Below are 13,223 nucleotides of genomic sequence, written 5' to 3'. Positions count from 1 at the left end.
CGGCTGCCGTCCTGGGAGGATGGAGCCGTGACTTCCAAGCCCGGCACCCTCGTCCTCGCAGGCACCCCCATCGGCGACGTCGCCGACGCACCGCCCCGGCTCGCCGCCGAGTTGGCGGACGCCGACATCGTCGCCGCGGAGGACACCCGGCGGCTGCGCCGCCTCACCCAGGCGCTCGGTGTGCAGACCTCCGGGCGCGTCGTGTCCTACTTCGAGGGCAACGAGGCCGCCCGGACGCCCGAGCTGGTCGAGGCGCTCGCCGGAGGGGCCCGGGTGCTGCTGGTGACCGACGCGGGCATGCCCTCCGTCTCCGACCCCGGCTACCGGCTGGTCGCCGCCGCCGTCGCACGGGACCTCCGGGTCACGGCCGTGCCCGGTCCCTCCGCCGTCCTGACCGCCCTGGCACTGTCGGGTCTGCCGGTGGACCGCTTCTGCTTCGAGGGCTTCCCGCCCCGCAAGGCCGGGGAGCGGCTGGGCCGGCTGCGCGAGGTCGCCGGGGAGCGGCGCACCCTCGTCTACTTCGAGGCCCCGCACCGCCTCCACGACACTCTGGCGGCGATGGCCGAGGTCTTCGGCGCGGACCGGCGGGCCGCCGTCTGCCGGGAGCTCACCAAGACCTACGAGGAGGTCCGGCGCGGCGGCCTCGGGGAGCTGGCCGCGTGGGCCGCAGAGGGCGTCCGGGGCGAGATCACCGTCGTCGTCGAGGGAGCGCCCGCCGCGGACCCCGGCGATCTCGGCCCCGAGGAGCTGGTGCGCAGGGTGCGGGTGAGGGAGGAGGCGGGGGAGCGGCGCAAGGAGGCGATCGCGGCGGTGGCCGCCGAGGCCGGGCTGCCCAAGCGGGAGGTGTTCGATGCCGTCGTGGCGGCAAAGAATGCGGCACGACCCGCACCGTGAGACGGTAAAGGACTATCGTAAAAGGCAAAGCGCAGACCGTGCCCCGGCCGCCAGTGCATGGGAATCCCCAAATGCGCGCCATTTTGTCGGAAGGCGCCTGTGCGCTCCCGCCGGAAAGGGCGTCCACTGGACACAGTGGAGAGGAGCTGGCATGAGCGAGATCACGGACACCACCCCTACGGTGCACGAGGCCTATTCCTTCGCCTGCATGCGCTGCGGATACGGCTGGGAGCAGTCCTACGAGATAGAGCACCACGTCGACACCAAGGGCCGGGCGTTCGTCGTCTACCGGGCGGACGGCGAGCGGGTGCCGTCCCCGCTGTCCAGTCCCACCTGCCTCAACTGCGGGGGGCACGTCGTCCGCATCATGCGGGCCGGGAGCGTCTCGACCGTCCAGGAGTTCATGGAGCACGGCCACGACACCGAGCCCCACGACACCGAGCCCCACGAGGACCGGCCCGCGGCGGCCGCCTCCGTGCCGGCGCCCGCCGCCGAGGAGCCGCGGCCCTCGCCCGAGGCGGCCCCCACCGGGCGGCACCGGCGCCTCTCCGACCTGCTGCACCCCTTCCACCACCGCAGATGAGCGGGGCCGCCGGGTCCGGTCGTCCGCCGGGCACGGCCCCGCACCGCGGACGGGCCGCGGCCCGCCGCCCGCACCCTCCGGCGGAACGCGCCGGTGCGGGGGCCGGGCGGCGGGCCTCGTAGGATCGCGCCCATGAGTTCGAAGTCCGCACCGCCGCCGCTGCCCGAACCGCTCGGGGTGGCGGTCGCCGATTCGCACACCCACCTGGACCTCCAGGACGGCACCGTCGAGGAGGCCCTCGCCCGGGCCGCCGCGGTGGGCGTCACGACCGTGGTGCAGGTGGGCTGCGACGTCAAGGGCTCCCGCTGGGCCGCCGAGACCGCCGCCGCCCACCCGCAGGTGCACGCCGCCGTCGCCCTGCACCCGAACGAGGCCCCCCGCCTGGTGCTCGGCGACCCGGGCACCGAACCGTCCGGCCCGGGCCGGGTACGCCCCGGGCGCGAGGCGGGGGGCGACGCGGCCCTGGACGACGCGCTCGCCGAGATCGACCGCCTGGCCGCCCTCGACGAGGTGCGGGCCGTGGGCGAGACGGGGCTCGACTACTTCCGCACCGGCCCCGGGGGGATCGCGGCCCAGGAGCGCTCCTTCCGTGCGCATATCGAGATCGCCAAACGCCGAGGAAAGGCGCTGGTGATCCACGACCGGGAGGCGCATTCCGACGTGCTGCGCATTCTGGCGGAGGAGGGCGCACCGGAGCGCACCGTGTTCCACTGCTTCTCGGGCGACGCGGACATGGCGCGCGCCTGCGCGGCGGAGGGCTATTTCCTCTCCTTCGCGGGCAACGTCACCTTCAAGAACGCCCAGCCGCTGCGCGACGCGCTCGCCGCCGCCCCCGCGGAGCTGGTGCTCGTGGAGACCGACGCGCCCTTCCTCACCCCCGTGCCGTACCGGGGCCGTCCCAACGCCCCCTATCTGATCCCGGTCACCCTGCGGGCGATGGCCGCGGTCAAGGGGCTCGACGAGGACGCCATGGCGGCGGCGGTCGCCGCCAACACCGCACGCGCCTTCGACTACTGACCCGCCGGACGGCCCCGCCCCGCGGCGCCGTCGGCCCGGCGGGGCCGCCCGCCCGCCGTCCGCCGGGCCCCCGGGAGGAAGCCCCCGCCGGTGACCGATCGGGCTCCCGGAGCGTTGTGCCCGGCGTGCAGGGCAGACATCCCCCGGCGTACCCCGCCGCACCGGCCGCCGCCCCCGCGGCCGCGCCGACCCTCGTCACCGGCGCCGCGCGGCGGTCGCGGCCGCCCGGCGCCGCCGTGCCCCCGCCGCCCGGCGCGCCGGGCCGCCCGCCCGCCCCGCCGCCCCGGGCGCAGACCGCCCCCGCCGATCCCGGGCACACCGTCCTCGACGTCCGGGTCGCGGCCGCCTACGCCCCCACCGTCGCCCACCTGGACCTCTCCGGTGCCCTCGGGACCGCCACCGGGCCCCGCGGGGAGGGCGCGCCCCCGCCGCCCCGCCGCCGCGCCCGCCGCAAGGGTGCCCGGCGGCGCGGAGGGCGGCGCGTCCGGCGCGGTGCCCGGCGCCGGGCACCGGCCCCCGGCACCGGGGCGCTGCGGCGCCTCCTGCCCCGGGCCCTGGTCCTGGCGGTCCTGGCCGGCGGCACCACCGCCTTCCTCGCCGCCGACAAGGAGGTGCGGCTCGCCGCCGACGGCGACTCCCGCACCCTGCACACCTTCGCCGGGGACGTCGGGGCCCTCCTCGACGAGGAGGGCCTCCTCCTCGGCCCGCACGACACGGTCTCCCCGCCCCCGGCCGCCGCCCTCGACAGCGGCGACCGCGTCGAGGTCCGCCGCGGCCGGCCCGTGGTCCTCACCCTCGACGGCCGCCGCCGCACCGTCTGGACCACCGCCGCCACGGTGGACGAGGCGCTGCGCACCCTGGGCGTGCCCGTGGACGGGCACCGCAGGCCGGCCGCCCGCACGCCCATCCCCCCGACCGGTCTCACCCTCGACGTCCGCACCGGGCGCACCGCACCCCTCCCGGCCGGCCACCGGGAGGCGGGCCCCCGCGCGCCCCGTGCAGCGGGGGGCGGCTCCGCCGCCGTACCGCGGCCGTAGGCTGTATCGGTGAGCACCACTGACCCCGACGCCCTGCTCGGCCCCGCCGACATCCGAGAACTGGCCGCCGCGCTGGGCGTACGCCCGACCAAGCAGCGCGGGCAGAACTTCGTCATCGACGCCAACACCGTCCGCCGGATCGTGCGCACCGCGGAGGTCCGGCCGGACGACGTCGTCGTCGAGGTGGGCCCCGGACTCGGCTCGCTGACGCTGGCCCTGCTGGAGACCGCCGACCAGGTCGTCGCCGTCGAGATCGACGACGTGCTGGCCGGGGCCCTGCCCGCCACGGTCGCGGCCCGGCTGCCCGGGCGGGCCGAGCGCTTCCGCCTCGTCCACTCGGACGCCATGCGGGTGCAGGAGCTGCCCGGGCCGCCGCCCACCGCGCTGGTCGCCAACCTGCCGTACAACGTGGCCGTACCGGTGCTGCTGCACATGCTGGAGCGCTTCCCGAGCATCGAGCGCACCCTCGTCATGGTCCAGGCCGAGGTGGCCGACCGGCTCGCCGCCCGGCCGGGCAGCAAGGTCTACGGGGTGCCGTCCGTGAAGGCCAACTGGTACGCGGAGGTCAGGCGGGCCGGGGCCATCGGCCGCAACGTCTTCTGGCCGGCCCCCAACGTCGACTCCGGCCTGGTGTCCCTGGTGCGCCGCGGCGCACCGCTCGCCACCACCGCCTCCCGGACCGAGGTGTTCGCCGTCGTCGACGCGGCCTTCGCGCAGCGCCGCAAGACCCTGCGCGCCGCCCTGGCGGGCTGGGCCGGGTCGGCGGCGGCGGCGGAGGCCGCCCTGGTGGCGGCAGGCGTCTCCCCGCAGGCACGCGGGGAGTCGCTGACGGTGGAGGAGTTCGCACGGATCGCGGAGGCGAAGCAGTGAGTGTCAGCAGGGGCGTCACGGTACGGGTGCCGGCCAAGGTCAACGTCCGCCTCGCGGTCGGCGGAGCCCGGCCGGACGGCTACCACGACCTGGCCAACGTCTTCCTCGCCGTCGGCCTGTACGACGAGGTCACCGTGGCCGAGGCCGCGGCACCCGCCGTCACCTGCGAGGGCCCGGGGGCCGACCAGGTGCCGCTGGACCGCACCAACCTCGCCGTCCGCGCCGCCGAACTCCTCGCCGCACGGCACGGCATCACCCCGAACGTGCACCTCCACATCCGCAAGGACATCCCCGTCGCCGGCGGGATGGCGGGCGGCTCCGCGGACGGCGCGGGCGCCCTGCTCGCCTGCGACGCCCTGTGGGGGTGCGGCTCCTCTCGGGAGGAACTGCTCTCGCTCTGTGCCGAGTTGGGCTCCGACGTGCCGTTCAGCCTGGTCGGCGGGGCGGCACTCGGCACCGGCCGGGGCGAACTGCTCACCCCCCTGGAGGTGGGCGGCGCCTTCCACTGGGTGTTCGCCATGGCCGACGGCGGCCTGTCGACTCCCGCCGTCTACGCCGAGTTCGACCGGCTGAACCGCGGTACCGAGGTCCCGCCCCCGGCCGCCCCGCCCGCGCTGCTGGAGGCACTGCGCACCGGCGACACCGCGGGCCTGGCGGACGCCCTCGGCAACGACCTCCAGCCGGCCGCCCTCTCGCTGCGCCCCTCCCTCGCGGCCACCCTGGCCGCGGGCACGGAGGCGGGAGCGCTCGCCGGGCTGGTCTCCGGCTCGGGCCCCACCACGGCCTTCCTGGTGAAGGACGCCGAGGCCGCCGAGTCGGTGGCCGCCGCGCTGCGCGCCTCGGGCACCTGCCGCGAGGCGCGTCCGGCCCTCGCGCCGGCGCCCGGGGCGACGGTCGTCGCCGGCGGCTGAGCCCGCCGCCGCGGCACCCGCGGCCGGACGCGGCGGCGCCGGGTACTCAGACGGGAGTTGAGTATCCGGACGGTGTCCGCCGCCCCGGCCGGACGGCAGCGTGGCCCCATGACCACGACCACCGTCCGCGAGCTCGCCCGGAACACCCCCGGAACCCGCGACCGCTACGCCGACCTGCTGCGGGTCGCCTCGCTCGCGACCGTCGTCTGCGGGCACTGGCTGATGGCCGCCGTCACCGCCGACGGCCGGGTCGGCAACCTGCTCGCCTCCCTCCCCGGGCTCCAGGTCCTGACCTGGGTGCTCCAGGTGATGCCGGTCTTCTTCTTCGTCGGCGGCTTCGCCCACGCGCTCACCTTCCGGTCCCTGCGCCGCCGCCTGCCGGCGGGGAGCGTCTACGCGGCCTTCCTGCACGGCCGGTCGCGGCGGCTGCTGGTGCCCACCGCGGTGTTCGTGCTCGTCTGGACGGCCGCGGCCCTGGCCGCCGCCCTCCTCGGCGGGGACCGCGGACCGGTGGGCGCGGCGCTGCGACTGGTCGCGCAGCCGCTGTGGTTCATCGGCGTCTACCTCGCCGTGGTCGCCCTCACCCCACCGCTGCTGAGGCTCCACGAGCGGGCCGGAGCCCGGGTGCCCCTCGCCCTCGTCGCGGCGGTGGCCGCCGTCGACCTGCTGCGCTTCGCCCTCGGCGTGCCGTACGTGGGGTTCCTCAACTTCGCCCTCGTCTGGCTCGCCGTCCACCAGCTCGGCTTCCTACGCGCGGACGGCATGATCCGCCGCCCCGGCCTGCTCGCCGCCGCCGGACTCGCGGGCGCCGCCGCGCTGGTGGCCCTCGGCCCCTATCCCCTCTCCATGGTGGGCATGCCCGGCGAGGAGGTCTCCAACATGGCCCCGCCGACCCTCGCCCTGCTCTGCCACGCCCTCTGGCTGGTCGGGGCCGTGGAGCTGCTGCGCGGGCCGGGCACCCGACTCGCGGGCAGGGCGCGCGTGTGGCGGGCGGTCGTCGCCGCCAACGGGGTCGCGATGACGGCGTTCCTGTGGCACCTGACCGCGATGCTCGGCGTCTACGCGGCGCTGCTCGCCGTCGGCGCGCCGCTGCCCGCACCCGCCACGGGGGCCTGGTGGGCGCAGGTCCCGCCGCGGCTGGCGGCCGCCGCGGTGCTCACCGCCCTGCTGGTGGCGGTCTTCCGCCGCTTCGAGGTGCCGGGCGCTCCGGGAGCCTCGCCCCGGCCCGGTTCGGGGCCCCTCGCCGCGGTCGGCGCCGCACTCTGCCTCTCCGGGGTGCTGGGCCTGTCCCTGGTGGGCTTCGGCGGCATCCTGGACGGCCGGACCGCCGTGCTCGTCGCGGTGCCGGTCTCCGCCCCCGCCGCGCTCGCCATGGTGCTGGGCGGCTGGCTGCTCGTCGCCCGGGCCGCCCGCCCCTCCCCGTCGGCCGGGCCGGACCCCCGGCGGCACTGAGGGGGGCGGTCCCGTGCGCGGGGGCTGTCCGCCGCCCTCGGCGGACCTGCGCGCGGGCTCGACCTGCGGTGCCCGCACGGCGGAGCACCGCCCCCGTACCGGGTGTGCTCCGGGGGCGCGCCAACGCCGCGGGGTGCCGTGGCCTCGCCGTGCGCCCGCCGGGGACCACGGCACAGCCCTTAGGCTGGGACGTCGTTCGTTCCCCCGGGCAGGAGAGTCATGGCCGTCAACCTGGTCAACGTCGAGGCAGTCAGCAAGGTCTACGGCACCCGTGCCCTGCTGGACTCCGTCTCGCTGGGCGTCTCCGAGGGCGACCGCATCGGCGTCGTCGGACGCAACGGCGACGGCAAGACCACCCTCATCCGGATGCTGGCCAAACTGGAGGAACCCGACAGCGGGCGGGTCACCCAGAGCGGCGGGCTGCGCCTCGGCGTGCTGACGCAGCACGACTCGCTCGACCCCGAGGCCACCATCCGGCACGAGGTCATCGGGGACCTGGCCGACCACGAGTGGGCGGGGAACGCCAAGATCCGCGACGTCCTCACCGGCCTCTTCGACGGCCTGGACCTCTCCGGCTTCCCGCAGGGGCTCGACACCGTCATCGGCCCGCTGTCCGGCGGCGAGCGCCGCCGGATCGCACTCGCCAAGCTGCTCATCGCCGAGCAGGACCTGATCGTCCTCGACGAGCCCACCAACCACCTCGACGTCGAGGGCATCGCCTGGCTCGCCCGCCACCTCCGGGAGCGCCGCTCCGCCCTCGTCTGCGTCACCCACGACCGCTGGTTCCTCGACCAGGTCTGCAGCCGGATGTGGGACGTCCAGCGCGGGGCCGTCCACGAGTACGAGGGCGGCTACAGCGACTACGTCTTCGCCCGGGCCGAGCGGGAGCGGATCGCCGCGACCGAGGAGGCCAAGCGGCAGAACCTGATGCGCAAGGAACTCGCCTGGCTGCGCCGGGGAGCGCCCGCGCGGACCTCGAAGCCGCGCTACCGCATCGAGGCGGCCAACGAGCTGATCGCCGACGTGCCCCCGCCCCGCGACACCTCCGAGCTGATGAAGTTCGCCTCCGCCCGGCTCGGCAGGACCGTCCTGGAGCTGGAGGACGTGACCGTCCAGGCCGGTCCCAAGGTCCTGCTCCGGCACGTGACCTGGCAGCTCGGGCCCGGCGACCGCATCGGCCTGGTCGGCGTCAACGGGGCCGGCAAGACCTCGCTGCTGCGCGCCCTCGCGGACGCCGTCCGCAGCGGGGGCGAGGTGCAGCCGGCCGCGGGCCGCGTGGTGGTCGGCAAGACCGTCCGGCTCGCCTACCTCTCCCAGGACGTCACGGAGCTGCCCGGGAGCCTGCGGGTGCTGGAGGCCGTGCAGCAGATCCGCGACCGGGTGGACCTGGGCAAGGGGCGGGAGATGACCGCGGGTCAGCTCTGCGAGCAGTTCGGCTTCGCCAAGGACAAGCAGTGGACCCCGGTCGCCGACCTCTCCGGAGGCGAGCGGCGCAGGCTCCAGCTGCTGCGCCTGCTGATGGACGAGCCGAACGTGCTCTTCCTCGACGAGCCCACCAACGACCTGGACATCGAGACCCTGACCCAGCTGGAGGACCTCCTCGACGGCTGGCCGGGGTCGATGGTGGTCATCTCGCACGACCGGTTCTTCGTCGAGCGGACCACGGACCGCACCTTCGCCCTGCTCGGCGACGGCGCGCTGCGGATGCTGCCGCGTGGCATCGACGAGTACCTGGAGCGCCGGGCGAGCCTGGTGGCGGCCGCCGCCCCGGTGCCCGCGGCGGCACCCGCGCCGACGGCGGGCAGGGAGCGCTCCGCCGCGGACGCGCGCGCCGCCAGGAAGGAGCTCCAGCGCATCGAGCGCCGGCTCGACAGGATCTCCGACAAGGAGACGACCCTCCACGCGCAGATCGCCGACAACGCCACCGATTTCGAGAAGGTGGCGAGGCTGGACGCGGAGCTGCGTGAACTCGGGAGCGAGCGCGAGGAGTTGGAGATGCAGTGGCTGGAGCTGGCGGAGGACGCCGACTGACCGGGCCTCCGGTGCCCCGCACCCCCCGGGCCGCGGGGCACCGGAGGCGGCGGCCCCGGCGGTCAACTCCCGCATCCGGGAGCCGGTTCCGTGGCCGGATCTGGTTCGTGGAGGAGCCGTGGAAAGCGCATAACAACAGCGTCACGGGCCGGTCCTCCCTTGGGAACAGGGGAGAAGCGGCCCGTTTTCGCGTTCGTCGCGGGTGATACAAAGAAGCGCGCCCGACCATGGTCGGCCGAAAAGAAACAAGCGACGGACACGTCCGATCAGCTCCTTCCGGACCTGGGCGCCCCCACCGCGCCCCGGACGCCGGTGCACACGGGGGTGGGGGACCTTTCGGCAGCGCCCGGGCAGGAGCCCGAGAGGGGCGCCGGGAGCAGCAGACCGGAGGAGAACTACGCCATGACACAGCCGCCGCAGCCGGGCTTCGGAGCCCCCGAGGACCCGCAGGGCGCCTCCCCCCGGCCCGCGCAGCCGCCCCAGGGCGGCCCGCCCACCGGCCCGCCGCCCGGCTACGGCTACGGCTACCCGCAGGCGGGGCAGCCGGGCCAGGTCCCCGGCTACGGCCACCCCCAGGGCCCGCCGCCCGGCTACGGCTACCCCCAGGCGGGGCAGCCCGGCCCGTACCAGCAGCAGCCCGGCCCCTACAACCAGCCGGGCCCCTACGGCCATCCGGGGCAGCCCCAGTACCCCGGCGCCCCGACCCCGCCCCCCGGCAAGGGCCCCGGTTCCCCCCTCAGGGGCAGGACCGGTGCCGTCGTCGCCGCCTCGGTCGCCGGCCTCCTCCTCGTCGGCGGCGGGACCTACCTGGCACTGAGCGACGGCGGGAAGAAGGACGCACCCGTCGCCGCCGAGTCCGGCGCAGCGACGCCGGCCCCCTCCGCGGCCCCGGGCGGCGGGGACGAGGTCGACAAGGGCGACGGCAAGGGCCCCGGCGGGGGCCGCGAACAGGCGGAGGACCTCAACGCCGGGCGCAAGGACGGCGAGTCCAGGGTCCTGTTCCTCACCAGGAACGACGTCGACCTGCCCCGCGGCGGCGCCCGGGTCTTCGGCCCGTGGACCGTGGGCGACACCGTGGTCAAGGCCATGTACCGGGAGATCGCCGGGTACTCGGTGAAGGACGGCAGCAAGAAGTGGAGCGTCCCGGTCGCCACCACGGTGTGCTCGGCGCCCGACGCCCCCTCCGCCGACGGCAGGATCGTCTTCGGCATCGAGGACGGCCTGACCGAGAAGGCCAAGTGCAACGACCTCCAGATGGTCGACCTCAGGACCGGCAAGGCGGGCTGGAAGAAGTCCGTCCCGAAGCCGAGCGGCGCCTTCGCAGCCCTGGCCGACTACACGCTCGCCATCTCCGGCGGCACGCTGGCGGTCGCGGGCGGCAGCAACTCCTACGGCTTCTCGCTCGCCGACGGCAGGCAGCTGTTCGGGAAGCCCGCCGGCGACTGCAAGCCCTTCGCCTTCGCGGGCGGCCCGAAGCTGATCGCCGCCGCCAGCTGCCCGACGAGCGACTACAAGAACCCCAAGCAGCAGCTCCAGGAGATCGACCCGGCCACCGGCAAGCCGCGCTGGACCTACGACACCCCCGAGGGATGGGAGATCGACAAGGTCTTCTCGGTGACCCCGCTGGTGGTGTCGATCAGGCAGAACGAGCCCAAGAAGTGGTCCATCCTGTCCCTCACCGACAACGGCAGGCCGAGGGCGACGATCCAGGGCGGGGACGACTCGTACGCCCCCCGCTGCAACGGCGGAGCCTTCGTCGTCTTCGGCCAGAACCTCCAGGGCTGCACCGGTGTGGCCGCGGACTCCCGCAACTTCTACATGGCGACGGACACCGGATTCGGCAAGGCCAACGAGCTCGTGGCCTTCGGCCTGGACACCGGCAAGCCGGTCTGGCGCACCGAGGCCCCCGCCGAGCGGGAGATGACCCCGCTGCGGATGGAGGGCGGCAGGGTCCTCGTCTACATGGGCGCCCGCCACGACACGGGCGGCACCCTCGCCACCATCGCCCCGACCGGCGGCGCCCCGAGGACGGTGCTGCAGAACCCCGCCTCGACCGCGCGGATCGAGAGCTCCTTCCACTCGCCGAGGACGGCGTACGCCGACGGCCGCTTCTTCCTCGCGAGCGGGCGGGTGAGTGCCAGCAACGACGAGGAGGAGCTGGAGACGAAGACGCTGATGGGCTTCGGCTCCTGACGCCGCCGCTTCCTCCGCTCCCCGCCCTTCCCTCCCGTACGACGAGGTAGACGCAGATGACCCAGCCCCCGCCGCCCCAGCAGCCCCCCGCGGAACCCCCGTCAGGGAACCCCGGGGGCGAGACCCCGGCCCCACCGCCGCAGGGTCCGCCCGCCGCCGATCCCCTGGCCGAGCGCCCGGCCGGCCAGGCCCCCGACGCACCTGCCTCCCAGGGCTTCGGGGCGCCCCAGGAGCCGCCCGCCGGAGGCTTCGGCGCCCCCGTCCCGCCGTCGGCCGGGGCCCCGCAGGACGCGGGCGCCTACGGCTACCCGCAGACCCCGCCCCCCGCCCAGCCCTTCGGGGCTCCGGGGGCCGCGCCCACCCACCCCTACGGCCATCCGCAGCAGGGCGCCCCCGGCCGGCCGTCCTACGGCTATCCGCCGCAGGGTGCCCCGGGGCAGCCGCCGTACGGCCACCCCACCCGGCCGACGGCTCCTCAGCCGGGCCCCGGCGGGCGCCGCGGGATCAGCGCCTCGATGAAGATCGTCATCGCGGCCTGCGTCGCGATCGTGCTGATCGTCGGCGGCGGCATCGTCTACGCCTCGGTGAGCGGCGGCGAGGGCAGGGAGGAGGCCGGCGGCAGCGCCGGGGGCTCCTCCGGCGGCCAAGGGGGCGAGGGCGACTCCGGCAAGGCCCCGGACGGGTCCGGCCAGGAGAAGCCCGGTGCCCGCACCGCCTCGAAGGTCGCCTACCAGCTGCCCGAGCCCGCCCGCGAGGACCTGATGGCCGTCCCCGGCTCCTGGGTGACCGACAAGGCGTTCGTGAAGCCGGGCGCCAACTCGCTCGTCGGCTACGACGTGGCCGAGGGCAGCGTCCTGTGGACCACACCGCTGCCCGGCCAGGTCTGCGGGGCCTCCCGCCACACCACCGACGAGGGCCTGACCGCGATCCTCTTCGAGGCCAGGAAGCGCACCGCCCCCAAGTTCTTCGAGCGCTGCACGGAAGTCGCTGTCGTCGACCTGGGCACCGGCGCCCTGAAATGGAGCACCTCCGTCAGCGGCGGCACCACGGGGGACGACAAGACGCAGTTCGAGCAGGTGACGCTGAGCGGCGGCACGGTCGCCGCCGGAGGGCTCTACGGCGGCGCCGCCTTCGACCTCGGCACCGGAAAGGTCAAGTGGAAGCCGACCGTCGACGCGCAGAACTGCCGTGACATCGGATACGGCGGTGGCGAGGCCCTGGTCGCCGTGCGCACCTGCGGCGAGTACGGCAGCCGCACGGCGACCGTGCAGCCGGTGGACCCGGACAGCGGCGCCCCGCTGTCGAGCTTCGCGATGCCCGGCGGCGTCGAGGACGCCCGGATCGTCTCCACCGACCCGCTCGTGGTCGCGGCCGACGTGGGCGACACCGGCTCCTACGGCATCTCGGACTTCTTCTCGATCGACGCCGCGACGGGCAAGCTGCGGGCCAAGATCGCCGCTCCCGGCGACAACTACCTGGCCCGCTGCCCGGCCAGCGACGGTGTGGAGGGCTGCCAGTTCGTGCTGGTGGGGAACGGCAAGCTCTACCTCCCGACCGCCGAGCACGAGGGGAGCGCCGACAGCACGGGCCGCACCAACGAGATCATCGCCTTCGACCTGGCCACCGGGAAGGGCGCACCGGAGCGCGCGGACGCGGGGGAGGGCTACTACGCGCTGCCGCTCCGCATGGACGGCGGCAACCTGATCGTCTACAAGCGACCCCCCTACGACAAGGGCGGGCAGGTCGTCAGCATCGACGGGGCCACGTTCACCCAGACGCTGCTGCTGGAGAACCCCTCGGACCGCTCGGTGAGGGACGTCGAGACGCGTTTCACGGAGGGCGGGTCCGAGTACCGCTACCACGCGGGCCGGTTCTTCCTCTCGCAGGACCTGCTGAGCGAGCCCCGTGAGAAGGACTCGCAGTTCGGCAAGGAGTATCTGGCGGTCGCCTTCTCGGCCGTCGACTGATCCACCGCCCGTTCGCGGACCGCGGACGCGGCGAGGGACGCACCCGGGGCCCGGCCCGCCGTTCCACGGCGGTCCGGGCCCGCGGTGTCCCGGGCCCGCGGTGTCCCGGGGCCCCGGGCGGCGGGCCGGCGGGCGCCCCGGGCGGGCCGGTGCGCCGGGAACAGGTCGCGTCGGGCACCGGATCCACGGTGATCTGCGGTGATCGGCGGGCGCCCGGCGGTGCGAACGTGTAGCTTGCCGGGGGTCAGGAGGGCCGGGGGGTCCGCTC

At 75.7% G+C, this 13,223-nt stretch carries 10 protein-coding genes; all 10 read left to right on the top strand.

The window, feature by feature from the left end; all coding sequences use genetic code 11:
- Positions 1 to 27 precede the first annotated feature (27 nt).
- The 10 genes from rsmI (at position 28) to ACGF15_RS19585 (ending at position 12,955) form a co-directional block, all read left to right on the top strand.
- Positions 28 to 894 carry a 16S rRNA (cytidine(1402)-2'-O)-methyltransferase gene (gene rsmI, locus ACGF15_RS19630; RefSeq protein WP_392800470.1) on the top strand — a complete coding sequence of 289 codons (867 nt, stop codon included), beginning with the start codon at positions 28 to 30 and terminating at the stop codon, positions 892 to 894.
- Between the two features lie 151 nt (positions 895 to 1,045).
- Entirely contained in the window at positions 1,046 to 1,477 is a 432-nt protein-coding gene (locus ACGF15_RS19625) for a hypothetical protein (protein ID WP_392800467.1), read from the top strand.
- Positions 1,478 to 1,609: 132 nt separating this feature from the next.
- The gene (locus ACGF15_RS19620) at positions 1,610 to 2,494 is read left to right on the top strand and encodes a TatD family hydrolase (protein WP_345615944.1); all 885 of its coding nucleotides are present in this window, start codon (positions 1,610 to 1,612) and stop codon (positions 2,492 to 2,494) included.
- A gap of 125 nt (positions 2,495 to 2,619) precedes the next feature.
- Positions 2,620 to 3,531: a ubiquitin-like domain-containing protein gene (locus ACGF15_RS19615; RefSeq protein ID WP_392800463.1), complete on the top strand. Its 912-nt coding sequence runs from the start codon at positions 2,620 to 2,622 to the stop codon at positions 3,529 to 3,531.
- Positions 3,532 to 3,540: 9 nt separating this feature from the next.
- A complete protein-coding gene (gene rsmA / locus ACGF15_RS19610; RefSeq protein WP_345615080.1) occupies positions 3,541 to 4,401 on the top strand; it encodes a 16S rRNA (adenine(1518)-N(6)/adenine(1519)-N(6))-dimethyltransferase RsmA in 861 nt (286 codons plus the stop codon).
- Complete coding sequence (locus ACGF15_RS19605) at positions 4,398 to 5,312, top strand: 4-(cytidine 5'-diphospho)-2-C-methyl-D-erythritol kinase (protein ID WP_345615081.1); 915 nt, start codon at positions 4,398 to 4,400, stop codon at positions 5,310 to 5,312. Before rsmA ends, ACGF15_RS19605 begins: the two co-directional genes overlap by 4 nt.
- Before the next feature lie 108 nt (positions 5,313 to 5,420).
- Entirely contained in the window at positions 5,421 to 6,764 is a 1,344-nt protein-coding gene (locus ACGF15_RS19600; protein WP_392800460.1) for an acyltransferase, read from the top strand.
- A gap of 219 nt (positions 6,765 to 6,983) precedes the next feature.
- A complete protein-coding gene (locus ACGF15_RS19595; protein WP_345615083.1) occupies positions 6,984 to 8,795 on the top strand; it encodes an ABC-F family ATP-binding cassette domain-containing protein in 1,812 nt (603 codons plus the stop codon).
- 402 nt (positions 8,796 to 9,197) lie between these two features.
- Complete coding sequence (locus tag ACGF15_RS19590; protein WP_392800458.1) at positions 9,198 to 10,988, top strand: PQQ-binding-like beta-propeller repeat protein; 1,791 nt, start codon at positions 9,198 to 9,200, stop codon at positions 10,986 to 10,988.
- Positions 10,989 to 11,044: 56 nt separating this feature from the next.
- Positions 11,045 to 12,955 carry a PQQ-binding-like beta-propeller repeat protein gene (locus ACGF15_RS19585; RefSeq protein ID WP_392800456.1) on the top strand — a complete coding sequence of 637 codons (1,911 nt, stop codon included), beginning with the start codon at positions 11,045 to 11,047 and terminating at the stop codon, positions 12,953 to 12,955.
- Positions 12,956 to 13,223: the final 268 nt, after the last annotated feature.

Source organism: Streptomyces sp. NPDC048001, from assembly GCF_043203115.1.
Taxonomy (GTDB): Bacteria; Actinomycetota; Actinomycetes; order Streptomycetales; family Streptomycetaceae; genus Streptomyces; species Streptomyces sanyensis.
Note: the sequence above shows the minus strand (reverse complement) of the source record. Positions and strands in the feature narration are given on the sequence as shown.

Bases quoted from the DNA above. Each gene is read 5' to 3' on its own strand.
- ACGF15_RS19625 (WP_392800467.1), top strand. From the start codon at position 1,046: ATGAGCGAGATCACGGACACCACCCCTACGGTGCACGAGGCCTATTCC.
- ACGF15_RS19620 (WP_345615944.1), top strand. From the start codon at position 1,610: ATGAGTTCGAAGTCCGCACCGCCGCCGCTGCCCGAACCGCTCGGGGTG.
- ACGF15_RS19600 (WP_392800460.1), top strand. From the start codon at position 5,421: ATGACCACGACCACCGTCCGCGAGCTCGCCCGGAACACCCCCGGAACC.
- ACGF15_RS19595 (WP_345615083.1), top strand. From the start codon at position 6,984: ATGGCCGTCAACCTGGTCAACGTCGAGGCAGTCAGCAAGGTCTACGGC.
- ACGF15_RS19590 (WP_392800458.1), top strand. From the start codon at position 9,198: ATGACACAGCCGCCGCAGCCGGGCTTCGGAGCCCCCGAGGACCCGCAG.
- ACGF15_RS19585 (WP_392800456.1), top strand. From the start codon at position 11,045: ATGACCCAGCCCCCGCCGCCCCAGCAGCCCCCCGCGGAACCCCCGTCA.